The organism is Arthrobacter nitrophenolicus (assembly GCF_045833485.1).
In the GTDB taxonomy this organism is placed as follows: Bacteria; Actinomycetota; Actinomycetes; order Actinomycetales; family Micrococcaceae; genus Arthrobacter; species Arthrobacter nitrophenolicus.
Map to the genome: position 1 here is coordinate 3,508,032 of NZ_CP174504.1, position 24,938 is coordinate 3,532,969.

Below are 24,938 nucleotides of genomic sequence, written 5' to 3' on the forward strand. Positions count from 1 at the left end.
TCAGAGCCAGTCCCAGTGTGGCCTTTAGTCGCCGCGGGTGCCGAAGACGATCTCGTCCCAGGAGGGCACACTGGACCGTTTCGGCCGGGACGGCTGGCGTTCAGGTGCCTCCGTCTCGGGCAGCTGGCCTGTTGCAGGCGTGCTGTCGTCGTGCCGGGAAACCCGCCGGCGGGGAGCTCCGCCCAGCAGTTCGTTCAGGCCAACGTTCGACGATGCAGCGGCTCCGCTCGTTGCTGAAGATTCCGCATCTTCGCCGGTTTGGTCAGAGCCGGAAGACGTGCCCGGCGTGCTGCCCGAGGGACGCGTGGGGGACGCGACGATGGTGATTTCGCGCGTGTCGGTGCTGACACCGTCGTGCAGGCGCAGGGCCTCCTCCACCGGATCGCGGTGCGGCGGGATGAGGCTGAGCCTGGACATCATCGAGGGGCGGGCGTCGCGCCGGCGGATAAAGGAATCCCCCTTGGCGGCGGGCGCGTCATCCTTGTCGTCCTGCGGTCCGTTCTCCTGCTCCTCCGGTTCCGGGATGACCTCCGACGGGCGGGGGTGGGCAGCCGGAACGCCATGGGTCAACAGGAGTGCAAGGGCGTCGTCGGAATCCTCGTCCACGCCCAGGCGCTGTCCGCGGCGGGAGCGGAGCATGTCCAGCAGCCCGTCAGGGTCCTTGCCAGACCCCTGGGCAGGGCCGGCCTGGTTGCCGGGGCCGGGACGGGAGGTGTCCGCGTCGGCCTCAAAGTCGAAGGGCCTGTCCGAGACGGCCGAGAGCCGCCGCGCTGGGACGGGACCGTCCAGCGGTTCCAGTTCGCTTAGCTGCTGCGCCCACCGGTTGGTGTTCTGCAGGGATTTGCGGACCGGGTTGAACGTCCACAACGCCGGAGGCTCCTCGCCGATGCCGGCTGCGCCGCCGGTTAGGGGTTCGAAGCTGGCGGAGACAGTCCAGGTGCCGTCCTGCCGGCGCCAGGAGTCCCACTCCACTGTTGAAGGATCGATGCCGTGCGCGGACAGCCGGTGGGCGACCATGTCGTCCAGGGTGGCCGGGTTGTCACCGAACGCCGCCCGGTAGACGTCGTGCCCGGGGGAGGGGGTGGCAACTTCCACCTTGCGGGCCTGCTGCGCCACGTACTCGCGCTCCGCCAGGACCGGCCCCTCATAGCGCTCCACTTTGGCAAGCGGCAGCCCGGACAGTTCCGCAACATCGGCGGCCGTGGCACCGGCACGGATCCGGGCCTGGATATCCCGGGGAGACATGGGAATGGCGGGCCGGTCCGCGGGCCGCTATGCCGCTGACCTGCTTGCCGTCCTCAGGGCTTCATCGATCGGCAGCTGGAACATCTCGCCGCCGGCTCCGCTCAACAGGAGGTGCGTCCCGTCGTCGTGCACGCCCACAAGCCGTAGATCCTGCATCCAAATCCTCCACCCTGGCATTACTATCAATCGAAACTCTGCCACCCGGTGTACGTGTTTTGCCTCAAGGGGCCGGGCGTGCCGCGATTTTCCGCTATATCAGGAGAACCAGGACCGCAACCGTGGACCAAGGGTCGGCGGCAAGGGACTCGGACGCGGTTGCCGCCGGAGCGGGGCCTACCTGCGGGTCAGGGCTGCCGTGAGCTCGGCGGGGTGCCGTGTGGAGGTAAGCCAGTAAGGCGTGTTGTCCGCGGGGTCGGTGATGCCGATCTTCACTACGGGATCGATCCAGCCCCGGATGCAAAGGTAGGCGAGGCCGTTGAGCCGCGTCCCGCGCTCCGCCGTGGCTTCTTCACCGCGGAATTCCTGGACGTCACCCACGAACTTGCGCTCGATTGTCGCACGGCCCACCGTCAGCGTGTCCCCGGTCACCAGGATGGTGGGAGTGGACACCACCAGCAGCACGGCGATGATGACGAAGAGAACCGCCGCCGCCGTAAAACCGGCAGCCGCGCTGATGGGGGCAAACACCAGGATTCCGGCGCCCGAAACACCCGCAGCAATGATCCAGATCCACAGGTTCGGCCAAAGCTTTTCCTTGTAGGTCACCGACGCTCCCATGGAAGAAGAATTGGGCATGGGCGCAGGGGAGCTTGATTCGGGCATACGCCAAGCTTTCCACCTTTGCCCTGCTATTTCATCTTGGCGCCCGGCATCCGGGGGTGCCGCTGGAACGGAGACCAAAGCTGCCCCTGCCCGTGCGTCGGTCGGGGCCGTGATGAGGTGCTGGCAGTAGGTCCGGTGCGGGCGTGCGGGTTAGAGTGAGTGACTGTGACTGATCATCCCGCCACACTCGACACTGCCCCCCACGAAGCACCCGCAGCCCTGGCCGCGGACAACCCGGCACCCACCCTCCAGGTCCAGCTGAAGATGCTGGACCCCGGCCTGGAGGCACCGTCCTACGCGCACCCGGGCGACGCCGGTGCAGACCTTCGGGCGCGGGAAGATGTGGTCCTGCAGCCGGGTGAGCGCAAGCTCGTTCCCACCGGCGTGGCCATCTCGCTTCCCTATGGCTATGTGGCCCTGATCCATCCGCGCTCCGGCCTGGCCACCAAGCACGGCCTCACCATCGTCAACGCCCCCGGTACGGTGGACGCGGGCTACCGCGGCGAAATTTCCGTCACCCTGCTCAACACCGACGCAAGCCAGCCCATCGAACTGCGGCGCGGCGATAGAATTGCGCAGATGGTCATCCAGCGCGTAGAGCACGCGCAGTTCGTCCCCGTCGCAGAATTGAGCGAATCCGTGCGCGGCACCGGAGGGTTCGGGTCAACCGGCGGATTCACCCTTCCCTAACGCCGGTTTCGTGCCGGCGCAGACGCCGGCGGCCGGCACAAGCACGACGGCGGGGCCTCCCCAGGCCGGACCGGAACTTCACAACAAAGGAGACACCCTGATGGTCTTTGGGCTCGGCAGGAAAGCCAAGAAGGAACAGGCGGCCGAACCGGACGAACCGCTGACGCTCGCGGAGCCCGCGGACGTGGAAGCGGGCAGCACCGGACGCCGCGCCAACGGCCCCTTCGATGCATCCGAAATCAGCAGCCGCGACGGCTATGTTGACCTCGGTGCGCTCCTGATCACGCCCAGCGAGGGCCTCCAGCTGCGACTGGAAGTTGAAGAGGCCACACAGCGCGTGGTGGCTGTGACCATGGACCTCAACGGTTCGAGCCTTCAGCTGCAGGCGTTCGCTGCACCCAAGACTGAAGAGCTGTGGGATGAGATCCGCGGCCAGATCGGCCAGTCCGTTGGCGCCCAGGGCGGCCAGGTCGAGGAAGTGGAGGGCGAGTTCGGGACCGAACTCGTTGCCAAGCTTCCCGCCGGCCTGCCCGACGGCAGCCAGGGCTACCGTGTGGCCCGCTTTATCGGCGTCGACGGTCCCCGCTGGTTCCTCCGCGGCGTCCTGGGCGGCGCTGCAGCACTGGACCGCGACGCGGCCGGACCACTCGAAGCACTGTTCAAGAAGGTAGTGGTCATCCGGGGTGACAGCCCCATGCCGCCCCGTGACCTTCTCCAGCTGCGCCTGCCGAAGGACGCCACCGCCACGCCCCCGCCGGCTGCTCCCGGGCTGCAGGAACCGGAGCGTGGCCCCGAAATCACCCAGATTGGCTGATTCCTTGCCGGACGGAGCAGCGCGGGACGGTGGCCGCACCACCCCCCTCAGCCAGTTGCCCGTCAAAGGCCGGGTGCTCTGCCAGGGACGGATTGAGTCCATCACCTACGTCCCCGCGGACCGGACCGCCGCGTTCAGCGCGATTGTCTCCGAGTCCGAGCCCGGCCGGCGGGGACCCGCGGCGGTCCGGCATCCCCGGCTCCGGGTGGTGTGGCTCGGCCGCCGGCGGGTGCCCGGGATCGAAGCCGGCACCGAGCTCCGCCTCGAGGGAATGCTCTCCCAAAGCCAGGGCCTGCCCACCATGTTCAACCCCCGCTACGAGATATTGTCCCGTCAGGAGAACGAATGACTTCGCCCCAGCCCGAACCGTCCTCCGGAGGATCCCGTCCCGGGAGCAACAGCCCGGAGCAGGAGCCGGGGACAGCGCAGGAGCCGGGGACAGCGCAGGATTCTTCGCCCGTGGCCGGCCTCGCGGCCGAATACGCGGCCAAGGCGGGACTGCACAGGACGCATGACGGCAGGGTGGATGTCCTGCGCAGCGCCGGTGGTGTCCAGGGCATCGCCGAAAGCATCATGCCGGGCCTGGTGTTCCTGGTTGCCTTCACCATCACGCAGGACCTCCCGCCGTCGCTGGTTGCCGCACTGGGCACCGCTGCCGTGTTCACGGTGGTCCGCCTTATCCAGCGCCGGCCCCTGACCCAGGCACTCGCCGGCGTTGTCGGCGTCGGAATTTCCGCGTGGCTGGCCAACACCACCGGGAAGGCCGAGGACTTCTACCTTCCGGGGTTCTTCACCAACGCGGCCTACATCATCGCGATGGTGATCTCCATCCTGGTCAAATGGCCGGTGGCAGGGCTGCTGTTCGGGTTCATCCGCAATGAAGGCCTCGACTGGCGGAAGGACCCGGACCGGCTCAAGGCCTACCGGCTGGGGACCTGGATCATCGTGGGAGTCCTGGCGCTCCGGCTTCTCGTCCAGGTGCCGCTGTACCTGATGGGCCCGGACGGCCTTGCCGCACTGGCAACCACCCGCCTGCTGATGGGCGCCCCGCTGTACATCCTGGGCGTCTGGGTGGCCTGGCTGGTAACCCGTCCTGCGCCGGCCAAGGACCTGACGGACGGGGAACCGGCGCCGAAAGCCTGACGGCGCCGGGGTCCGTCAGCCGTCGAAACCGTCGTCCTCAAGGGGCTGCTGTTCCGTGCGGCCTGCCGGCACTCCTTCTTCCTGCTGCTCTTCCTCGTCAGAATCGGCCGCCTCCGCCGCCTCCGGTGACAGCAGTGCCCGCAGTTCATCCTCGGCGGCAATGGTCGTCACGAAGAACAGCTCATCACCCCCGTCAATGACGTCGTCGCGGCTGGGCGTAATGGGGGCGTGGTCGCGCAGGATCGCCACCAGGGTGGAATCCTCCGGCCAGGAGATCTGCCCCACCGTCTGGCCAATCACATGCGAATCGTGCGGGACGGTGAACTCGACCAGGGACGACACGCCGGTTTGAAGGGTCAGGAGCCGGACCAGGTCGCCGATCTCCACGGCTTCTTCCACCAGCGCCGTCATGAGCTGCGGCGTGTTGACGGCCACGTCCACGCCCCAGGAATCATTGAACATCCAGTCGTTCTTCGGGTTGTTCACCCGTCCCACGGTGCGGCCGACGCCGAACTCGGTCTTGGCCAGCAGGGACACCACAAGGTTGACTTTGTCGTCACCGGTGGCGGAAACCACCACGTCCGCCTCTTCCACCTTGGCGCCCTGCAGCGTGCTCAGTTCGCAGGCATCACCCACCAGCCAGTGTGCGCCTCGCAGTCCGCTGCGGCCGATCACTTCCGGCTTCAGGTCGATCAGCAGGATCTCATGCTTGTGGGCCAGCAGTTCCCTGGCGATGGATGACCCGACGCTTCCCGCGCCGACAATAACGACTTTCACTGCATCTCCTTGGCGGGGGCTTTGGCCAGGACCTGGGCAACGTGCGCGCTGCGGTCCACCTGCATCATGGCGTGCACCGTGTCGCCGTCCTGGTATGCGGTTCCGGCGTCGGGGAGCATGCCCTCGCCGAAGCGCGTGAGGTAGGCCACCCGGACGTCCGCCGCCTTTTCGATGCTGCTGATCCGGTGTCCGATCCAGCCGGCGTCGAGGTCCAGTTCAGCCAGGACCAGGCGTCCGGAAGGCTCACGGAAATCACCCGCCAGGTGCTGCTCCGGGAGGATGCGCCGCAGGACCTGGTCCGCGCTCCAGCGCACCGCGGCCACGGTGGGGATCCCCAGCCGCTGGTAGATTTCCGCCCGGCCGGGATCGTAGATCCGGGCCACCACGTGCGGGACATGGAACGTCTCGCGGGCCACGCGGGTCGCGAGGATATTCGAGTTGTCCCCGCTGGACACGGCGGCGAATGCGTAGGCCTCGGCCACGCCGGCCTGCTTAAGGGTGTCACGGTCAAAGCCGACGCCGGTGACCTTGCGGCCGGTGAACCCCTGGCGCAGCCGGCGGAAGGCGCGGTCGTCCTGGTCGATGATGGCCACGGAATGCCCGGCGTCCTCCAGCGTATGAGCCAGCGTCGCCCCCACCCGGCCACATCCCATGATCACGAAATGCGCCACCGTATCTCCTCTGTAATCCTGTGCAGGTTGTGCAGCTAGAACTCTACCGCCAGCATCCGGCGTTGCCGCTGTCAAGGGACCGTCATGACATCACCCGGGAATCAGACTAGCTTTGTGGGGTGCTGACAATACTGAACGCCGTCAAACGCGTGCTGGTGGGCAGGCCGTTCCGCAACGACCGGATGGCCCACACCCTGCTTCCCAAAAAGATTGCACTGCCGGTTTTCGCTTCGGACGCCCTGTCCTCCGTGGCCTATGCGCCGGACGAGATCCTGCTGACGCTCGCCCTGGCCGGCGTCAGCGCCGTGGCGTTCTCACCCTGGGTGGGGCTCGCCGTGATGGTGGTGCTCCTGACCGTGGTTGCTTCCTACCGGCAAAACGTCCACGCCTACCCCTCCGGCGGCGGGGACTACGAAATCGCCGGCGACAACCTTGGAAAGTACGCGGGCCTGACCGTCGCCTCCGCCCTGCTGGTGGACTACGTGCTGACCGTTGCCGTGTCCATCTCGTCAGCCGCCACGTACCTCACCACGGCCGTTCCGTCACTCCACGGGCAGCAGGCAGCCATCGCGGCGACCGGCGTCGTGATCCTCGCCCTGGTCAACCTCCGCGGCATCAAGGAGGCAGGCAGCGTCTTCGCCATTCCCACGTATATCTTCATGGCGTCAATCCTCGGCATGACGGCGGTGGGCATCTTCCAGGCGGCCACCGGGCAGCTGGGGGAGGCGCCGTCCGCTGATTTCACCATCGTTCCCGCCCCTGGCTTCGACGAGGGGCTGGTGGGGCTCGCCGGTGCCTTCCTGCTGCTTCGGGCCTTCTCCTCGGGTGCCGCCGCGCTCACGGGTGTGGAGGCCATCAGCAACGGCGTACCCAACTTCCGCCCGCCGAAGAGCAAGAACGCGGCCACCACGCTCCTGCTCCTGGGCGTCATCAGCGCCACCATGCTGGCAGGCATCATGTACCTCGCCCAGGCCACCAGGGTCCACATCGTCCTGGACCCTGCCACCGAGTTCCTGGTGAACGGCAATCCGCTGCCCGAGGGCTACATCCAGAACCCCGCCATCAGCCAGATCGCCCAGACCATCTTCGGCCCCGGGTCCATCCCGTTCTACATCGTGGTGGCCGCCACCGGCATCATCCTGGTCTTCGCAGCCAACACCGCCTTCAACGGCTTTCCGGTCCTGGGTTCCATCCTGGCCCAGGACGGCTACCTGCCCCGCCAGCTCCGGACCCGCGGCGACCGGCTCGCCTTCAGCAATGGCGTCCTGGCCCTCGCGGCCGGTGCGCTGGTGCTGATCCTGGCGTTCAACGCGGACGTCACCAAGCTCATCCAGGTCTACATCGTGGGCGTCTTCATCTCGTTCACGGCCAGCCAGCTGGGGATGATCCGGCACTGGGGCCGGGAGCTCAAGCTGGCGAAGGACAAGATGGTGCGGCGGCGCATGGTGAAGTCGCGCACCATCAACAGCATCGGTTTCGGCATGACGGCGCTGGTCTTGGTGATCGTGCTGGTCACCAAATTCGAGCAGGGCGCGTGGATCGCGCTGCTGGCCATGTTCGTCCTCTTCCTCGTGATGTGGAGCATCCGCGCGCACTACGACAACGTGGCCAAGGAACTGGCGGTGGACGAGGACGCGTCCCCGCGCGCCCTGCCCACCCGGGTGCACGCAGTCCTCCTGGTCTCGCACGTGCGCAAGCCCGTCCTGCGCGCCCTGGCCTACGCCCGGGCGTCACGGCCCTCACGCCTGGACGCGATCACCGTGGACATCGACGCGGAAGAAACCGCGCAGACCGTCGCGGACTGGGAAAAACTTGAGATCCCTGTGCCGCTGACCGTGCTGGCCAGTCCCTACCGCGAAACCGTCAACCCGATCATGGACTACGTCAAGCAGATGCGGCTGGACTCCCCGCGCGACCTTATCGTGGTGTATATCCCCGAATATGTCGTGGGCAAGTGGTGGGAGCAGCTGGTGCACAACCAGACCGCACTGCGCATCAAGACCCGGCTGCACTTCGAACCCGGGGTCATGGTGGCCAGTGTTCCCTGGCAGCTCAAATCATCCGAAGAAGCCAAGAACCTCCAGGACGTCCAATGACCGCCAGAACCTCCACCACCCCCGCCGCCACGCCGGAGGCGGGCGGACACAGCGGCGAGGAAGCCGTCCTCGACGTCGGACCGGTCGCCCATGGCGGGCACTGCGTGGCCCGCCACGAGGGACGGGTCATCTTCGTCCGGCACGCCATCCCCGGCGAAAAAGTCCGGGTGCGCCTGACGGACGCCGAGGACAACGCCAAGTTCTGGCGGGCCGACGTCATTGAAGTGCTGGAAGCCTCGCCTGACCGCGTGGAGCACTTCTGGCGCCCCGCAGATTCAGGCCGCGCCTGGCAGCAGGGCCGCCCACCCGTCGGCGGGGCCGAGTTCGGGCACATCGCGCTCCCGCGGCAGCGCAGCCTCAAGGCCGACGTGCTGGCCGAGCAGCTGCGGCGGCTGGCCGGCGTCGAACTCTCCCCGGCAGTTGAGCCAGTGGGAGCCGGCACAGGCGATGGGGGAGCAGCGCCCGACGGCGGCACGGGCCTCGGGTGGCGGACGCGCGCCAGCTTCTCGGTCACCCCCGGCGGCAAGCTCGGGATGCATGCGCACCGGTCCGGGCACATCGTCCCGGTACGCGAGATGCCGCTGGCCACCGACGCGATCAATGCCCTGCAGCTCTGGAACCTGGACCTGCAGGGGATCGAACGGGTGGAGGTGGCCGCGCCGGCCAACGGGTCACGGCCACTGGTGCTTCTCGCCCCCGCGCCCGGGACAAAGGCGAAGCGGCTGGCCGCCGTGGCAGCGCAGCTGCCCGGGGATGTGTCCGTCGCATCCTTCGATCCCGTCACGGAGGACGTCACACAGCTCCGCGGCCGGACCTGGGTGCAGGAATCGGCTGCCGGCCACGACTACCGCGTCACGGGCGCAGGGTTCTGGCAGATCCACCGCGACGCGCCCGACACACTTGTGGGAGCTGTCACAGATTTCCTGCATGGCGGCGGGTTCCTGCACGCCGGTGCCGTGGTGGCTGACCTCTACGCCGGGGCCGGCCTGTTCACCGCCGTGCTGGCCGACGCCGTGGGGGAGACGGGGTCCGTCCTCTCCGTGGAGGGTGCCCCCGGAACAAGCCGGGACGCCCGCAAGAACCTGCACGCCGCCCCGCAGGTGGAGATCATCCAGGGCCGCGTGGAGCGGGTATTGCGCCAGAAACCGCGGGACTTTGACGCCCTCATCCTGGACCCGCCCCGGGCCGGTGCGGGCAAGGCAGTGGTGGGACAGCTCGTTGCGGCGCACCCGCGCGCCATTGCCTATGTGTCCTGTGATCCGGCGTCGTTCGCCCGTGACGTGGGTTACTTCCGCCAGTCCGGCTGGGACCTGGCCGGCCTGCGGGCGTTCGACCTCTACCCCCACACCCACCACCTTGAAACAGTGGCGCTGCTTGCTCCCCGCCCGTGATGCCGCCGCGGTTATCGACTACGATGGCCGTAGTAGTCCCACGTCGCGCCCGTATTCACGGCCGGCCGTGTGCAATTTTCGGGCCCGAAAGTAATTAGGGCGTCCTAACTAGCAGGCGGTCAACCGCGCGACAAAGATGAAACTGTTGCGAGAGGAGTCCTGCGATGAGCACTGTGGACAGCTTCGGTTCAAAAGGCAAACTTAATGTAGCCGGAACCGAGTATGAAATTTTCCGGTTGAACTCCGTTGAAGGTGCAGAAAACCTTCCGTTCAGCCTCAAGGTATTGCTTGAAAACCTGCTGAGGACCGAGGACGGCGCGAATATCACTGCCGATCACGTCCGCGCCTTGGCCGGCTGGGACCCGAATGCCCAGCCTGATACAGAAATCCAGTTCACGCCTGCACGCGTGATCATGCAGGACTTCACCGGCGTTCCCTGCGTGGTTGACCTGGCGACGATGCGCGAAGCGGTCAAGGAACTGGGCGGCGACCCCAAGCGGGTCAACCCGCTGGCACCGGCCGAAATGGTCATCGACCACTCGGTCCAGATCGACGCCTTCGGCAACTCCGGCGCGCTGGAGCGCAACATGGAGATCGAATACCAGCGCAACGGGGAGCGTTACCAGTTCCTGCGCTGGGGCCAGACCGCGTTCGACGACTTCAAGGTTGTCCCGCCGGGAACCGGCATCGTGCACCAGGTCAACATCGAATACCTGGCCCGCACCGTCATGACCCGCGAAGTCGATGGCGCCCTCCGCGCCTACCCCGACACCTGCGTCGGCACCGACTCGCACACCACCATGGTCAACGGCCTGGGCGTGCTCGGCTGGGGCGTCGGCGGCATTGAAGCCGAGGCAGCCATGCTCGGCCAGCCCGTCTCCATGCTGATCCCGCGCGTCGTCGGCTTCAAGCTGAGCGGCAGCATCCCCGCCGGTGCCACCGCCACCGACGTGGTGCTCACCATCACCGAAATGCTGCGCAAGCACGGCGTTGTGGGCAAGTTCGTCGAGTTCTATGGCGAGGGCGTCGCCGCTGTGCCGCTGGCCAACCGCGCCACCATCGGCAACATGAGCCCGGAATTCGGTTCCACCGCCGCCATGTTCCCGATCGACGACGTCACCCTCGACTACCTGCGCCTCACCGGCCGGTCCGAGCAGAACGTTGCCCTCGTCGAGGCCTACTCCAAGGAGCAGGGCCTCTGGCACGACCCGTCCCGCGACATCAAGTTCTCCGAGTACCTAGAACTGGACCTCTCCACCGTTGTTCCGTCCATCGCAGGCCCCAAGCGCCCGCAGGACCGCATCGAGCTCACCGAGGCCAAGGACGAGTTCCGCCACGACCTCAAGAACTACGTCTCCCACGACGCCGATGCCGGCACCCTGGACGAGTCCCTTGAGGAAAGCTTTCCGGCCTCGGACGCCCCGTCCTTCACCACCGGCGGAACCCACGTTTCGGACACCGACCGCGAACCGCCGAAGTACTCGGCAGCACACGGCGGCGCCGGACGCATCTCCAGCCCGGTGCCGGTCAAGATGGCCGACGGTCGCGAGTTCGAGCTGGACCACGGCGCTGTGACCATCGCCTCCATCACGTCCTGCACCAACACCTCCAACCCGTCGGTCATGCTCGCCGCCGCCGTGCTGGCACGCAACGCCGTCGAAAAGGGCCTGACCGCCAAGCCGTGGGTCAAGACTTCGGTCGCCCCGGGCTCGAAGGTTGTCACCGACTACTACGAGAAGTCCGGCCTGACCCCCTACCTGGAGAAGCTCGGCTTCTACATCGTGGGCTACGGCTGCGCCACCTGCATCGGCAACTCCGGTCCGCTGGAAGCCGAAATCTCCGAGGCCGTCCAGGCCAACGACCTCGCCGTCGCGGCAGTGCTCTCGGGCAACCGCAACTTCGAAGGCCGCATCAACCCGGACGTCAAGATGAACTACCTGGCCTCCCCGCCGCTGGTCATCGCCTACGCCCTGGCCGGTTCCATGGACTTCGACTTCGAAACCGATGCGCTGGGCAAGGACACCGACGGCAACGACGTCTTCCTGAAGGACATCTGGCCCAACCCGGTTGAGGTCCAGCAGGTCATCGACTCCTCGATCGACAAGGAAATGTTCGCCAAGGGCTACGAAGGCGTCTTCGACGGCGACGACCGCTGGAAGGCACTGGACACCCCGGCCGGCGACACCTTCGCCTGGGATCCGAACTCCACCTACGTCCGGAAGCCCCCGTACTTCGAGGGCATGCAGGCGCAGCCGGAGCCGGTCAAGGACATCACGGGCGCCCGCGTCCTGCTGAAGCTGGGCGACTCGGTCACCACCGACCACATCTCCCCGGCCGGTTCCTTCAAGTCCGACACCCCCGCCGGCCAGTACCTGCTGGCCAACGGCGTGGAGCGCAAGGACTTCAACTCCTACGGTTCCCGCCGCGGCAACCACGAGGTCATGATCCGCGGAACGTTCGCGAACATCCGCATCAAGAACCAGATCCTGGACGGCGTCGAAGGTGGCTACACCCGCGACTTCACCCAGGAAGGCGGCCCGCAGGCGTTCGTCTACGACGCAGCGCAGAACTACCAGGCAGCCGGCACCCCGCTGGTGGTCCTGGCCGGCAAGGAGTACGGTTCCGGCTCCTCCCGTGACTGGGCAGCAAAGGGCACCGCCCTGCTGGGCGTCAAGGCCGTCATCGCCGAGAGCTACGAGCGCATCCACCGCTCCAACCTCATCGGCATGGGCGTCCTGCCCCTGCAGTTCCCGGCCGGCGAGTCCGCGGCGTCGCTGGGCCTGACGGGCACGGAGACGTTCTCCGTTGAGGGCGTCACCGCCCTGAACGAAGGCACCACCCCCAAGACCCTCAAGGTCACGGCAACCGCCGAAGACGGTTCCGCCACCTCGTTCGACGCCGTCCTGCGCATCGACACCCCGGGTGAAGCGGATTACTACCGCAACGGCGGCATCCTGCAGTACGTGCTGCGCCAGATTTCCGCGAACTAGCGGGAACTGCCCAGCAGGCAGCATCTCCGAAGCCCCGGCCGGCCACCGACCTGCCGGGGCTTCGGCTGTGCAGGCGCGTCTGGTACTGCGGTCCGGTCCTTCGGACCGAGGCGTTAGAGTTAAACGGCACGTCTACCACCTGAAGGAGGGGTCATTGGGAATCTTGGACACCATCCGGAATCCGCAGGACCTGAACGAGTTGACCGAAGAGCAGCTCAAGCAGCTGGCTTCGGAGATCAGGGAATTCCTGATCACAAACGTTTCCCAGACGGGCGGTCACCTCGGGCCAAACCTTGGCGTGGTGGAGCTGACCCTCGCCGTGCACCGCATCTTCGATTCGCCGCGCGACAGCATTGTCTTTGACACCGGCCACCAGTCCTATGTCCACAAGCTGCTCACCGGCCGGCAGGACTTCAGCACCCTCCGCCAGGAAGGCGGGCTGTCAGGCTACCCGTCCCGCGCCGAGTCCGAGCATGACATCGTGGAAAGCTCCCATGCGTCCTCCTCACTGTCCTGGGCGGACGGAATCTCCCGTGCGCGCCAGTTGACCGGGGAAGGCGACCGGTACGTCGTCGCCGTCGTCGGTGACGGGGCGCTGACTGGAGGAATGGCCTGGGAGGCCATCAACAACATCGCCGCGGACAAGAAGCGCCGCGTGGTCATCGTCGTCAACGACAACGGCCGGTCCTATGCCCCCACCGTGGGCGGTTTCGCCGATTACCTGGCCTCGCTGCGGCCCACCATCGACTCCTTCCGCACGGCGCCCGCGTATGAGGTGGCGCTGGACTGGTGGAAGAAAAAGCTCCAGAACGGCGGCCCCGTGGGCCAGTTCACTTACAAGAGCCTGCATGCCATGAAGAAGGGCATCAAGGACTGGTGGGCTCCGCAGGGCATGTTCGAGGACCTGGGCATGAAGTACATCGGTCCCGTGGACGGCCACAACCTCCAGGCGATGGAGCACGCCCTCGCCACCGCCAGGCACTACAACGGTCCCGTCATCGTGCATGCCATGACCGAGAAGGGGCACGGCTACGCCCCGGCCCGCGCACACGAAGCGGACCAGTTCCATGCCGTGGGCATCATTGATCCGGAAACCGGCGAACCCACCGGAAAAGCCGGTGCCAAGTCCTGGACCTCGGTGTTCGCCGACGAAATCGCTGCCATCGCTGACGAGCGGCAGGACGTGGTGGGCATCACCGGAGCCATGCTGATTCCGGTGGGGCTGCACAAGTTCGCCGCCAAGCACCCGGACCGCGTCATCGACGTCGGCATCGCCGAGCAGCATGCCCTGACCTCCGCGGCGGGCATGGCCTTCGGCGGCCTGCACCCCGTGGTGGCCGTCTATGCCACCTTCCTCAACCGCGCGTTCGACCAGCTGCTCATGGACGTGGCCCTGCATAAGGCCGGTGTCACCATCGTCCTGGACCGCGCCGGCGTCACCGGCCCGGACGGTGCCAGCCACCACGGCATGTGGGACATGGCCATGGTCCAGGTGGTCCCCGGCCTCCATCTCGCTGCTCCCCGCGACGCCACCCGCCTGCGGGAGGAACTCCGCGAGGCCATCGCCATCAGCGACGCGCCGAGTGTCGTCCGGTTCTCCAAGGGATCTGTCGGAGCCGAGGTTGAAACCCTGGAACGGCTGAGCGACGGCGTGGATATCCTGGCCCGCCGCCCGTCAGGGTCCACCGAGAACGACGTGCTGATTGTCAGCGTCGGCGCCATGGCGGAGCTGGCCCTCGACGTCGCCAACAGGCTCGGCGCGCAGGGCATCAGCACCACTGTGGTGGATCCGCGCTGGGCCCTGCCCGTCCGCCGCTCCATCATTGCCCTCGCCTCGCACCACCGGCTGGTGGTCTGCATCGAGGACGGCGTCCGCGCCGGCGGCGTGGGCTCGCGCATCCGCCAGGAAATGCGTGCAGCCGGGGTGGACACCGCGCTCAACGAGGTGGGTCTTCCGGTCGAGTTCCTGGACCACGGCAGCCGCAGCCAGGTCCTGGAACGCGTGGGGCTTACCGCCCAGCAGATTACGCACGACGTCGTCGCGCAGGTTTTGGGAACAAAGGTTCCGTTCGCCCGCCCGCTGCCGGGACAGCAGCACCCCACCACCGGCAGCCTTCCAATCCAGTGAGGGAAGAGGATGCGCTGAAGATTCCGGGCGCTGCGGGGGAGTCCGGACCCGTCCTTCACACCACCACCACGAGGGTGCCCAGGGGCCTCCAGCCGGGCCAGCTCGTGGTGTCCCGCAACCGGAAATGGAACGGCAAGGCCCACTGGGTGGTGCCGGGACGCTACCTTGGCGAGGACCGGCACGGGTGGTGGATCTTCCAGGGGACCAACGAGTTCTGCTCCCGCCCGGGAGCCGCGTTCTACACCCGGTCCGACGCCGTCCTGCTGGTCCCGCGCCAGGGCGACTGGGTTGCCACCTTCTACGACTCCGCCCATCCGAACGGGGTACGCGTCTATGTGGACCTGGCAGTAGGACATGAATGGACGGACATCCGGCCTGCCGTCACCGAGTTCCACGTCATCGACATGGACCTGGACGTCATCCGCACCGCGGACCGCGGCGTCTTCATCGACGACCAGGATGAGTTTGCCGACCACAGCGTGACCATGAACTACCCCGAACGGCTCATCGGAGACATCCAGGCCGCAGCGGACGAACTATACCGGGCCGTCAAGGCACAACAGGCACCCTTTGACGGCACCGACGTCGAATGGTTCACGGAGGGACGCAAATGAGCGGCATTGTCAGGGTCTACAAGCGCGACGACGAGGGAGTCCTCCACTTCCGCGAGGCCTGGTTCGACGAGGAGTACAGCCAGTTCGTGATGAACTTCGGCGTGGTGGGACACCAGAGCAAGACCGAAGAGACGGACGTCGCGGACGCCGCGGCCGCCGATGCGCTGCTGGACGCCTTCGCCGTGCAGTGCGCCGAAGACGGCTACGCCGAAATTCCGGACGAGGAGCAGTTCTGGGTGGTGGCGCAGTTTGCCCTGAAGACCAAGGAAGGCACCGAACGGGACCGGTACTTGGAGGAGAAGGCGAAGGATGCCCTGGTCAGCCACCTCGCGTGGCGCGGCCTCGGCACTGTGGACCGGTCCGAATTCACGGACTTCAAGCTGAACATCTTCTGCCTCTGCCCGGACGCCAACAAGGCCGCCAACGCCATCAAGGTCTGCGCCCGGGGCGAGGACCTGGACTTCACCAAACTCACCATCGCCGCGGCCCCGTTCAAGGAACCGGAGAACTTCAAGGTGAAGCACTCCGCCAAGTCCGCCACCACGTTCAGCCTCTAGGAGTTTCCGTGACCACCTCCCGCCGTGTTGGAAAATCAGGGCTGACGGTCTCCACGGTCGGCCTGGGCTGCAACAACCTCGGCCGCGCCAACACCGCCACCGAATCCCAGGACGCCACCAACGCCGTGGTCTCCGCTGCGCTCGACGCCGGGATCACCCTGTTCGACGTCGCCGACACCTACGGCCGGGAACCGGGGCTCAGCGAAACAATGCTGGGCAAGGCCCTGGGCAGCCGCCGCGCCGACGTGGTGGTGGCCACCAAGTTCGGCATGGACATGAAGGGCGCCAACGGCCCCGACTTCGGCGCGCGCGGCTCACGGCGCTACATCATCCAGGCTGTGGAGGCTTCGCTGCGACGGCTTGGCACGGACTGGATCGACCTCTACCAGTTCCACACCCCGGACCCGCTGACCCCCATCGACGAGACACTGTCCGCCCTCGATGCGCTGGTCACGGCCGGCAAGGTCCGGTACATCGGCCACTCCAACCGCGCCGGCTGGCAGATCGCGCAGGCCGAGTACGTGGCGCGGGAACTGGGCTGCGCCCGCTTTATCTCCACGCAGAACCACTACAACCTCCTGGACCGGCGGGCGGAGCTGGAAGTGACACCGGCTGCCGGGGAGTTCGGCCTGGGTGTCCTGCCGTATTTCCCGCTGGCGAACGGCCTGCTCACCGGCAAGTACTCGCCCGGGCACGCCCCCGAAGGTTCCCGGCTCAGCCACACCCGGACACACATGGTGCACGACGCCGACTGGGAGCAGCTGGGACGGTTCAGCCGCTTCGCCAAGGAACGCGGGCTCACCGAAATCGACGTCGCCTTCTCCTGGCTTGCCGCGCAGCCGTCCGTGGCCAGCGTCATCGCCGGAGCCACCAGGCCGGAGCAGGTCAGGCAGAACGCTGTGGCAGCCGACTGGATCCCCACTGAAGCCGACCTGCAGGAACTGGACTCGATCTTCCCCGCGGCGCCCAAAGTGGCCCTCTTCTAGAGCTGCGATGCCCGCCTACCTCCTGGACGTCGATACCGGCATCGACGACGCCCTGGCCGTCGCCTACCTCGCCGCCCTGCCGGACACGGAGTTCGTCTCGGTAACGGCAACACCCGGCAACGTCGATGCCGACCAGGTGGCGCGCAACACCCTTGCGCTCCTCGAATTGTGCGGCCGGCGCGGCGTGGAAGTAGCCGTCGGTGCGCGCCAGCCGCTGTCCATTCCGCTGCTGACCACGCCGGAAACCCACGGACCGCAGGGCATCGGCCACGCCGTCCTGCCGGAACCGGAAGGGCGGGTGTCGCCGCGCCACGCCGTCGACCTGTGGATCGAACATGCCAAGGCGCGGCCGGGGGAGCTGACGGCCCTGATTACAGCGCCGCTGACCAACTTCGCGCTGGCACTGCGCAAGGAGCCGGACCTGCCGGAGCTCCTGGCCGGCGTGGTGGTCATGGGCGGCTGCTTCTACTACCAGGGCAACACCACGCCCACCGCGGAATGGAATACCCATGTGGACCCGCACGCCGCGAAGGAGGTCTACGCCGCCTACCGCGGGCGGGCCATGGAGAAGCTTCCCGTGGTGTGCTCGCTGGACACGACAGAGCGCATCGAGATGCGGCCGGAGCATGTCCGGCAGCTGGCGGAAGCGGCCGGCGCCGCCGTCCCCGAGCTGGTGCTCCCGGACCAGCCGGAAGGGCAGCGGAGCACCTCGGACAACGGGATCATCAGGCACCTGTCCGATGCGCTGCGGTTCTATTTCGAGTTCCACCGGCGCTACGACCAGGGCTACCTTGCCCACGTCCATGACTTCTTTGCCGCCGGGGTGGCGGCAGGAACGCTGGAGTACACCGCCCGGCCGGCTACGGTGGACGTTGAGGCGGAATCGCCGCTTTTCGCCGGAACAACGGTTGCCGACTTCCGCGGCCTGTGGGGCATCGGACCCAACGCCAGGATTGTCTCCGGCAACAACCCGGAGCAGGCCTTCCGTGAACTGGTCACCGCCGTCGGCGGCCTCGCAGCCCGGCTGGGCTGAGGGTCCGCGGATAAACCTGCCGGCTACAGCGGGGCGTCCTCCGGAACCTCGACATCCAGTGCGAGCAGGGCATTTTCCACCACTTCCATGAGGGCCGGGTGGATCCAGAAGGGGCCGCGGGCCAGCTGATGCACCGGCACCGAGGTGGCCATGGCCTGGACCAGGGGCTGGATGAGCAGCGAGGCCTCATGCCCCAGGATGTGGGCCCCCAGCAGGCGGCCGGTGCCGCGCTCGGCAACAAGCTTGACCACGCCCTCCGCGTCCTCCATGGCCCAGCCATAGGCGGTGGTGCCATATTCCTGGACGGCAGTCACCACCTCCGTTCCCGCGGCCACCCCGGACCGTGCCTCATCCTCGGTCAGCCCCACTGACGCAATTTGCGGAGTGGAGAAGACGGCGGACGGCACGGCGGTGTAGTCCATGGGCCGGAGCCGGTCCGGGTGCTCGAGGTTATGGGCCACGACGCGCGCTTCCCGGTTGGCCACGTGCTTGAGCTGGTAGGGGTTCGCCACGTCGCCCAGGGCATAGACGCCCTCCAGCGGCTGCCCGCCGGAAAGGATCCGGAGGTGGGGGTCAACGGCGAGTGTGCCGTCGTCGTTGAGGTCGAAGCCAGCGGCCGCGGCATCGAGCCCGTCGGTGTTGGGAACCCGGCCGGTGGCCATCAGGACAATCTCCGCTTCCACCCGCAGCCGGCGCCCGCCGCCGTCGGAAAACACCGCTGTGGCCGTCCCGCCGCCGCTGTCCTCGACCGCTTCGAGCGCCCAGCCCAGCTCCAGCTTCCAACGGTCCGCCGCTGCGGCCGTGAAGCGCCGGGCGATCTCGTCGTCATGCCCCCGCAGCAGGCGCCCGGAACGGTTCACCTGGGTGACCTCGGAGCCGAACCCGGAGAACACGGCAGCAAATTCCGCGGCGATGTAGCCGCCGCCAACAACCACCACCCGGGCCGGCAGCCCGTCGATCCGCATCACGGTGTCCGAGGTGTGGACCTGCGGCAGCCCAACACCCGGGACGTCGGGAAGCGCAGCCCGCGAGCCGGCGGCCACCACCACCTGGTCCGCAGTGATCTCAACCCCCGTGGCGGTCTGCAGTGACCGGGGTCCGGTGAACCGGACGTGGTCCTGGTACAGGTCCACGTTGTCCTGTTCCTCTGCCCGGTAGCGCCGGCCGGACTCGGAAATGGCGTCGATCCGCCCGAAAATCCTGTCCCGGATGCCGTTCCAGTGCACTTTGTCCAGGTTCAGGTCAACGCCCAGTCCTGCGGCTTCGACCGGAACGCCGGCCAGCCCCGACGGATAGACGAACATCTTGGTGGGGATGCAGCCCACGTTCAGGCAGGTCCCGCCGAAGACGCCGCCATCGATCAGCGCCACGCGCCTGCCGTCCCAGAACGGGGTGATCAGCGAATTTCCGGAGCCGGAGCCGATGATGGCCAGGTCATAGTGGGGCATACGGGGCAGTCTATGGCACGGCAGCACCGGTAGAATGGTCCGCGGCCCGCCGGTCCATCCATCCGGCGCGGCTGCTGCCGAGGTGACATAGGCGGCGTCCCGCACGGCCCGGCGTTTTCCGGGCCCTGAAGTGCCGCACCGTGAAGGAACCACATGTCATCGCCCTCCCTGACCTTGCCGTCTCCGGCTCCCGCTGCCGTCCGCAGGCGCAGGCTGCTGGAAATCCTCGGCGCCCTGGCCATCGCCGCCACTTACGTCTACCTGGTGCTCAACCAGCCTGCCGACATCACCGGCGGCCCCGGCAGCGCAGCCGCCCTGGTCGCCCTGTCCGGCTTCCTGGCCGGGGCTGTCCTGCTGATCGTCGCCGTCCTGCCTACCCTTCCGGCCTCGACGGTGGTGCTGATCCCGGTGGCACTGGTCCTGAACATCGTGCTTGGCCAGTTCGTGGGCAGCACCCTGGTCCCGTTCTACCTTGACGCGATCGGCACCGTCCTGATCGCGGTCCTGGCGGGACCGGCGGCCGGTGCCGCCACCGGCGCCCTCAGCAGCATCGTCTGGTCCTTCTTCAACCCCACCGTGCTTCCGTTCGCCGCCGGGGCCGCACTGATCGGCTGCCTGGCCGGGCTGGCCGCCCGTTACGGCCTGTTCCGCCGGTTCTACCTCGCGCCCGTGGCCGGCTTCGCCACCGGGATCATCGGCGGCGTGGTGTCCGCCCCGGTTGCGGCCTTCGTGTTCGGCGGCACCTCAGGGGTGGCCACCGGGGCGATCGTCAGCGCCTTCCGTTCGATGGGTGACACGCTCCTGGCCGCCATCACCAAGCAGGCACTCATCTCGGACCCCATGGACAAGGCCATCGTCTTCACCGTGGTGGCTGTCCTGGTCTACGCGCTGCCGCGCCGTGCCAGCCGGCAGTTCCCGTTCGTCCGCCGGCACCGCGTCCTGGCCGGCAAGGCTGCCGCTCCGGAAGCAACGCGGCCCGACGCGACCGACGCGACCGTGCAGGGGCCGGGCCAGGCGTCCTAGGCAAACCCGTGCGGATTCATCCGCTGACCGGACTGGCAGCCGCCGGCAGCGCAGCAGTGATCACGACGGCGGCGGCGAGCCTTCCGCTGTCCGTCGCCGTGTCCGCCGCTGCCCTGGCGCTTTCGGTGGCGGCAGGCACCGCCCGCCGGATGCTGCCCGCTGCCGCCGCCGTGCTGCTGCCCCTGGGGCTGTCCCTGCTGATAGTCCACGGGCTGTCCTTTCCCGAGGGACTGACAGTCCTGGCCCAGTGGGGTCCGGTCCGCGTCACCGCGGAAGGCCTCTCCTTCGCGCTCGAGCGGGCAGCCCAGGTGTCCGCGGTGGTCCTCATCCTGCTGGCCTGTTCCTTCAGCCTCAGCGTCCCGGACCTGGTGGCGGCCTTGTCCGCGCGCGGCATCCGGGGCCGGTTCGGGTTTGTGCTGGCCTCCACCCTCACGCTGCTGCCGGCCATCGCCGCACGCGCCGAGCGGATCAGGCAGGCCCAGGAGTCCCGCGGACTGGTGATCCGGCGCGGCATCCTGCACCGGGCAGCTGCCTTCCGCCTCCAGGCCGTCCCGCTGGTCCTGTCATTGGTGGAGGACGCCGGAACCCGGGCCGCTGCCCTGGAGGCACGCGGCTTCAGCAGCACCGGCCCCCGCACCAGCTACCGCATCGTGCCGGATTCCCCGGGACAACGCTTCCTGCGCCTTGTCCTGGTGCTCGCCGGCGTGGCTGCTGTTGCCGTGCGGCTGTGGCACTACGCAGGGGGCAGCTGACGTGCACCACCTCCTCCGCCCGGTGCTGGCAGCAGGCATCCGCAGCTTCGCCTACCACGATGGCGACGCGCCCGTGCTGTCCGGCGTGGACCTCGCCCTCGCACCGGGAACACTCACCACAGTCCTAGGTGCTTCCGGCAGCGGCAAAACGACGCTTGGCAGGCTTCTCGCCGGCTGGCTGTCCCCGGGCGCGGGCGGCGTGCTGGCAGGTTTCCTGGAACTGGCCGGGACGCGGCTCGAGTTTGACGGCAGCGCCGCGGACCCGCGGATCGATCCGGCACAGTGGGGCCGGCAGGTGGGTTTCGTTCCGCAGGACGCATCCGCCGTCCTGTCCACGGTCAAGGCAACGGTGGCCGAGGAACTCGCGTTCGGCCTGGAAAACGCCGGGATGGGCCGGGCGGAGATGCGCGCCGCGGTAGAACACGCCGCGGGCCTGCTGGGGCTCACCGCACTGCTGGAAAGGGATCCTGCCCGGCTCTCCGGCGGCCAGTTGCGCCGGCTGGCCATCGGCTGCGCCATCATCGCCTGTCCACCGGTGCTGGTCATGGACGAGCCGTTTGCCTCGCTCGATGCCGCCGGCGTCCGCGAAGTGGAGGTGCTGGTGCGCCAGCTCACCGGGGACGGAACCGCCGTCGTCATCCTGAGCCAGGCGCTCGACGCCCCGCTGCTGGACGCCGCAACATGGATTGTGCTGGCGGAAGGGACCGTCGGCGCCAGCGGACCGCCCGCGAACTTCCAGCAGGGCGGTGCCATGCCGGCGGGCATCCTCCGGCCGCACGGGCTCCGGCCACACGGGCTCCGGCCGCACCAACTCCAGCCCCCGGAGACCCCGGTGCCCCGCCGCAGCGGCAGCACGGCCCCCGCCCTGGAACTTCGGAACGTGACCTTCGGCTACCGGCAGGATGGACAGCGGCGCCGGCGGGGCGTCATGCGCCGGGCAGGACAGGACTCCGCCGCGGGCGGCCTGCCGTTCCCGGTACTGCAGGGCGTCGACCTGGCTGTCCACCCGGGTGAGGTGGTTGCGGTTACTGGCCCCAACGGTGCGGGCAAGTCGACCCTCCTGCGGCACTTCAACGGCCTTCTGAGGCCGGGAAGCGGGTCGGTCCTGGTCCAGGGCACCGACATTGCACGGCGGCCCGTGGGCAGCACGGCGGCATCCGTGGGAATGCTCTTCCAGCATCCGCGGGACCAGCTGTTCGAGCGGACCGCCCTGCGCGAAGTCGGCTTCGGCCTGGACCGGCAGGTCGGCAGGGCGGCAGCCATGGACCGCGCGACGGCGGCGCTGGCCGCCGTCGGGTTGGAGGGCGAGGCGCAGGCGCATCCCTCGGAACTGCCCGCATCCCGCCAGCGGCTGCTGGCCCTGGCCACGGTCCTCGCCCGCACGCCGGCCGTCCTGGCCCTTGACGAACCCACGGTGGCGCTCGACGGCGGGAGCCTGGCCGTCCTCGACGCCGCGGTCCGGTCCGCGGCCGAGGAGGGCGCCGCCGTCGTACTCGTCACCCATGACCTCGCCTACGCCCGGCAGGTGGCGCACCGCGTCCTGGTGCTCGACGGCGGCCGGCTGGCGGAGGCCTGACGTACCGGCTAGGCCACGGAGGGACCCGAGGCCACTCCCGGCGGCAGGAAGCGCCGGCCGTTGACCCGCTCGGACGCTCCCACGCGGTCCAGGTAGGGGGTGATGCCGCCGAGGAACATCGGCCAGCCGGCACCCAGGATCATGCAGAGGTCGATGTCTTCGGGGCCCGCCACCACGCCCTCGTCGAGCATCAGGCCCATCTCCTCTGCAAGGGCGTCCTGGGTCCGCCGCAGCACCTCTTCGCTTGAGGATGGCGTGGTGCCGAAGGACATCAGTGCCATGGTGGATGCGGGAATAACGCGGGTTCCGTCCGGCGCCGTTTCCCAGAGGCCCTTGATGCCGTTGTCGATGAGTTTCTGCAGGTTGGCGGAGACCGGGAAGCGGCTGCCGAAAGCGGCGTTCAGGGACTCCTGGACGTGCTGTGCCACCGGCAGCCCCACCATCGCGAGCAGCGTGAAGGGGGTCATTGGCAGGCCCATCGGGCGCAGGGCGTTGTCAGCCACCTCCGCAGGCGTGCCTTCATCGAACGCTGCGGTCACTTCGCCCATCAGCCGGAGCAGGATCCGGTTGACCACGAAGGCGGCAGCATCCTTGACCAGCACACCCGTCTTCTTGAGGGTCCTGGCCAGTTCGAATGCCGTGGCGAGGACCTCGTCACCGGTACGCGGGGCGCGGACGATCTCCAGCAGCGGCATCACGGCCACCGGGTTGAAGAAGTGGAACCCCACCAGGCGTTCCGGGTGCTGCAGGTCCTCGGCCATGGCGGTAACCGACAGCGAGGACGTGTTGGTGGCCAGGATGCAGTCGGGCCGGACGATGCCCTCCAGCTCGGCGAACACCTGCTTCTTGACGCCGAGTTCCTCGAAGACGGCCTCGATCACGAAGTCGGCATCGGCGAAGGCTTCCTTGGCCACGGAGCCGGTGACCAGCGCCTTGGTCTGTGCGGCGGCATCGGGGCTGATCCGCTCCTTGGCCAGCAGCTTGTCCACCTCGGCGTGGACATAGCCCACACCCTTGTCCACACGGGCCTGGTCGATGTCCGTCATGACCACGGGAACCTTGAGCTGGCGGGCGAAGAGCAACGCCAGCTGGCTGGCCATCAGCCCGGCACCCACCACGCCCACCTTGGCGACCGGTCGGGCGAGGCTGCGGTCGGGGGCGCCCGCCGGCCGCTTGGAGCGCTTCTGGACGAGGTCCAGGAAGGCGTAGACCGTCGCGCGGAACTCGTCCGTCTGCATCAGCTCCGCCAGGGTTTCGCATTCCAGCGAAGCCGATTCCGCCTGGCCCAGGGTGCGGTTGGCTTCCATGAGGTCCAGCACCTTGCCCGGGGCAGGAGCCGCATCGGACGTCTTTGCGGTGACGAACTTCCGGCCTGCCGCCACCGCCCCAGCCCACCGGGCCGCGGTGTCCGGCGCGGACGGGTCGACGGCGTTGGCACGTTCCGGAACAACGTCCCCGGTGATGACTCCGGCAGCCCAGGCCAGGGACTGCTCCAGGAAGTTGTCCGGGCCAAAGAGGGCGTCCGCCATGCCATGTTCGAAGGCCTGGGTTCCGGTCAGCGTCCGGTTGTTGCTGAGCGGGTTTTCGATCATGACCTGGACCGCACGTTCCGGGCCGATCAGGCGGGGGAGGAGGTAGACGCCGCCCCAGCCCGGCACCAGCCCGAGGAATGCCTCCGGCAGGGCCAGCGCCCCCGCGCCCGTCGAGACCGTCCGGTACGTGGACTGCAGGGCGACCTCGAGGCCGCCGCCCAGGGCCGGGCCGTTGACGAACGCGAAACTGGGAACCCCCAGGTTGGCAAGGGTCCGGAACACCTCGTGGCCAAGCTGTGCCATCCACAGTCCGTGTTCGCGCTTCGCCAGGGACTTGACCGCCGAAAGGTCCGCGCCGGCAACGAAGTAGGAGGGCTTGCCCGTGATGCCGACGCCGGCGATCTCACCGTTCGCCGCCCGTGTCCGCAGCTCTTCGAGCACGGTGCCGAGTTCCACCAGGGTGTTCGGCCCCAGGGTTGTGGGCTTGGAGGAGTCCAGGCCGTTGTCCAGGGTGATGAGGGCGAATGTGCCGGCTCCGCCGGGCAGGTCGACGTCCCTGACATTGGAGTGCGTGACGGTCTCGTCGGGGAACAGGCTGGCGAAATCGGTAAAGTCTGCGGCGCTCATGACGGGGCTCCTTAGGACGGGGA

General features: G+C 68.0%; 20 protein-coding genes and 1 pseudogene. 15 read left to right on the forward strand and 6 right to left on the reverse strand.

What is annotated here, in order from left to right; translation table 11 throughout:
• Positions 1–24: 24 nt before the first annotated feature.
• Positions 25–1,401, reverse strand: a pseudogene (gene sepH / locus ACJJV6_RS16150) (septation protein SepH).
• A 177-nt stretch (positions 1,402–1,578) separates the two neighbouring features.
• Positions 1,579–2,067 (reverse strand): DUF3093 domain-containing protein, encoded by a 489-nt coding sequence (locus tag ACJJV6_RS16155; protein WP_035752751.1) that lies wholly within the window; start codon positions 2,065–2,067, stop codon positions 1,579–1,581.
• A 165-nt stretch (positions 2,068–2,232) separates the two neighbouring features.
• Between ACJJV6_RS16155 and dut the strand changes: the two genes are divergently transcribed.
• From dut to ACJJV6_RS16175, 4 genes are all read left to right on the forward strand, one after another.
• Entirely contained in the window at positions 2,233–2,757 is a 525-nt protein-coding gene (gene dut, locus ACJJV6_RS16160) for a dUTP diphosphatase (protein WP_009357962.1), read from the forward strand.
• 100 nt (positions 2,758–2,857) lie between these two features.
• The gene (locus tag ACJJV6_RS16165; protein WP_009357963.1) at positions 2,858–3,571 is read left to right on the forward strand and encodes a DUF3710 domain-containing protein; all 714 of its coding nucleotides are present in this window, start codon (positions 2,858–2,860) and stop codon (positions 3,569–3,571) included.
• Positions 3,572–3,575: 4 nt separating this feature from the next.
• The gene (locus ACJJV6_RS16170) at positions 3,576–3,920 is read left to right on the forward strand and encodes an OB-fold nucleic acid binding domain-containing protein (RefSeq protein ID WP_133350966.1); all 345 of its coding nucleotides are present in this window, start codon (positions 3,576–3,578) and stop codon (positions 3,918–3,920) included.
• Positions 3,917–4,714: a DUF3159 domain-containing protein gene (locus tag ACJJV6_RS16175; RefSeq protein ID WP_035752754.1), complete on the forward strand. Its 798-nt coding sequence runs from the start codon at positions 3,917–3,919 to the stop codon at positions 4,712–4,714. Before ACJJV6_RS16170 ends, ACJJV6_RS16175 begins: the two co-directional genes overlap by 4 nt.
• A gap of 15 nt (positions 4,715–4,729) precedes the next feature.
• On the opposite strand, the gene ACJJV6_RS16180 is transcribed toward ACJJV6_RS16175, so the two are convergent.
• Both ACJJV6_RS16180 and ACJJV6_RS16185 read right to left on the reverse strand, forming a co-directional pair.
• Complete coding sequence (locus tag ACJJV6_RS16180; protein ID WP_009357966.1) at positions 4,730–5,491, reverse strand: TrkA family potassium uptake protein; 762 nt, start codon at positions 5,489–5,491, stop codon at positions 4,730–4,732.
• Positions 5,488–6,162, reverse strand: coding sequence for a TrkA family potassium uptake protein (locus tag ACJJV6_RS16185; protein ID WP_009357967.1), 675 nt, complete (start codon positions 6,160–6,162; stop codon positions 5,488–5,490). Before ACJJV6_RS16185 ends, ACJJV6_RS16180 begins: the two co-directional genes overlap by 4 nt.
• A 119-nt stretch (positions 6,163–6,281) precedes the next feature.
• Here ACJJV6_RS16185 and ACJJV6_RS16190 point away from each other — a divergent pair, with 119 nt between their 5' ends.
• From ACJJV6_RS16190 to ACJJV6_RS16225, 8 genes are all read left to right on the forward strand, one after another.
• Entirely contained in the window at positions 6,282–8,258 is a 1,977-nt protein-coding gene (locus ACJJV6_RS16190; RefSeq protein ID WP_407709433.1) for an APC family permease, read from the forward strand.
• Positions 8,255–9,649, forward strand: a complete 1,395-nt coding sequence (locus tag ACJJV6_RS16195; protein ID WP_009357968.1) for a class I SAM-dependent RNA methyltransferase — start codon at positions 8,255–8,257, stop codon at positions 9,647–9,649. The genes ACJJV6_RS16190 and ACJJV6_RS16195 overlap by 4 nt, the downstream gene beginning before the upstream one ends.
• A 164-nt stretch (positions 9,650–9,813) precedes the next feature.
• Positions 9,814–12,639, forward strand: a complete 2,826-nt coding sequence (locus ACJJV6_RS16200; protein WP_354176284.1) for an aconitate hydratase — start codon at positions 9,814–9,816, stop codon at positions 12,637–12,639.
• Between the two features lie 154 nt (positions 12,640–12,793).
• Positions 12,794–14,767: a 1-deoxy-D-xylulose-5-phosphate synthase gene (gene dxs / locus ACJJV6_RS16205; RefSeq protein WP_009357969.1), complete on the forward strand. Its 1,974-nt coding sequence runs from the start codon at positions 12,794–12,796 to the stop codon at positions 14,765–14,767.
• Positions 14,764–15,381, forward strand: a complete 618-nt coding sequence (locus ACJJV6_RS16210; RefSeq protein WP_009357970.1) for a DUF402 domain-containing protein — start codon at positions 14,764–14,766, stop codon at positions 15,379–15,381. The genes dxs and ACJJV6_RS16210 overlap by 4 nt, the downstream gene beginning before the upstream one ends.
• Entirely contained in the window at positions 15,378–15,938 is a 561-nt protein-coding gene (locus tag ACJJV6_RS16215; RefSeq protein ID WP_009357971.1) for a hypothetical protein, read from the forward strand. Before ACJJV6_RS16210 ends, ACJJV6_RS16215 begins: the two co-directional genes overlap by 4 nt.
• 8 nt (positions 15,939–15,946) lie before the next feature.
• Positions 15,947–16,924, forward strand: a complete 978-nt coding sequence (locus ACJJV6_RS16220) for an aldo/keto reductase (RefSeq protein ID WP_009357972.1) — start codon at positions 15,947–15,949, stop codon at positions 16,922–16,924.
• A gap of 7 nt (positions 16,925–16,931) precedes the next feature.
• Entirely contained in the window at positions 16,932–17,957 is a 1,026-nt protein-coding gene (locus tag ACJJV6_RS16225) for a nucleoside hydrolase (RefSeq protein ID WP_009357973.1), read from the forward strand.
• 23 nt (positions 17,958–17,980) lie between these two features.
• On the opposite strand, the gene ACJJV6_RS16230 is transcribed toward ACJJV6_RS16225, so the two are convergent.
• A complete protein-coding gene (locus tag ACJJV6_RS16230) occupies positions 17,981–19,405 on the reverse strand; it encodes a mycothione reductase (RefSeq protein ID WP_009357974.1) in 1,425 nt (474 codons plus the stop codon).
• Between the two features lie 153 nt (positions 19,406–19,558).
• Between ACJJV6_RS16230 and ACJJV6_RS16235 the strand changes: the two genes are divergently transcribed.
• Genes ACJJV6_RS16235 through ACJJV6_RS16245 form a run of 3 tightly spaced genes read left to right on the forward strand, consistent with a single transcriptional unit; the run spans position 19,559 to position 22,756 of the window.
• A complete protein-coding gene (locus tag ACJJV6_RS16235) occupies positions 19,559–20,428 on the forward strand; it encodes an ECF transporter S component (RefSeq protein WP_407709434.1) in 870 nt (289 codons plus the stop codon).
• Positions 20,429–20,436: 8 nt separating this feature from the next.
• Positions 20,437–21,180 carry an energy-coupling factor transporter transmembrane component T gene (locus tag ACJJV6_RS16240; protein ID WP_009357976.1) on the forward strand — a complete coding sequence of 248 codons (744 nt, stop codon included), beginning with the start codon at positions 20,437–20,439 and terminating at the stop codon, positions 21,178–21,180.
• Between the two features lies 1 nt (position 21,181).
• Positions 21,182–22,756, forward strand: a complete 1,575-nt coding sequence (locus ACJJV6_RS16245; protein ID WP_407709435.1) for an ABC transporter ATP-binding protein — start codon at positions 21,182–21,184, stop codon at positions 22,754–22,756.
• An 8-nt stretch (positions 22,757–22,764) separates the two neighbouring features.
• Here the strand turns inward: ACJJV6_RS16245 and ACJJV6_RS16250 are convergent, their stop codons facing one another.
• Positions 22,765–24,915: a 3-hydroxyacyl-CoA dehydrogenase NAD-binding domain-containing protein gene (locus ACJJV6_RS16250; RefSeq protein ID WP_407709436.1), complete on the reverse strand. Its 2,151-nt coding sequence runs from the start codon at positions 24,913–24,915 to the stop codon at positions 22,765–22,767.
• Positions 24,916–24,938: the final 23 nt, after the last annotated feature.

What these genes read in the sequence shown, in the direction of transcription:
- ACJJV6_RS16155 (WP_035752751.1), bottom strand. Translation starts at nt 2,067, where the DNA reads ATGCCCGAATCAAGCTCCCCTGCGCCCATGCCCAATTCTTCTTCCATG.
- ACJJV6_RS16165 (WP_009357963.1), top strand. Translation starts at nt 2,858, where the DNA reads ATGGTCTTTGGGCTCGGCAGGAAAGCCAAGAAGGAACAGGCGGCCGAA.
- ACJJV6_RS16175 (WP_035752754.1), top strand. Translation starts at nt 3,917, where the DNA reads ATGACTTCGCCCCAGCCCGAACCGTCCTCCGGAGGATCCCGTCCCGGG.
- ACJJV6_RS16195 (WP_009357968.1), top strand. Translation starts at nt 8,255, where the DNA reads ATGACCGCCAGAACCTCCACCACCCCCGCCGCCACGCCGGAGGCGGGC.
- ACJJV6_RS16200 (WP_354176284.1), top strand. Translation starts at nt 9,814, where the DNA reads ATGAGCACTGTGGACAGCTTCGGTTCAAAAGGCAAACTTAATGTAGCC.
- ACJJV6_RS16215 (WP_009357971.1), top strand. Translation starts at nt 15,378, where the DNA reads ATGAGCGGCATTGTCAGGGTCTACAAGCGCGACGACGAGGGAGTCCTC.
- ACJJV6_RS16225 (WP_009357973.1), top strand. Translation starts at nt 16,932, where the DNA reads ATGCCCGCCTACCTCCTGGACGTCGATACCGGCATCGACGACGCCCTG.
- ACJJV6_RS16230 (WP_009357974.1), bottom strand. Translation starts at nt 19,405, where the DNA reads ATGCCCCACTATGACCTGGCCATCATCGGCTCCGGCTCCGGAAATTCG.
- ACJJV6_RS16235 (WP_407709434.1), top strand. Translation starts at nt 19,559, where the DNA reads ATGTCATCGCCCTCCCTGACCTTGCCGTCTCCGGCTCCCGCTGCCGTC.
- ACJJV6_RS16250 (WP_407709436.1), bottom strand. Translation starts at nt 24,915, where the DNA reads ATGAGCGCCGCAGACTTTACCGATTTCGCCAGCCTGTTCCCCGACGAG.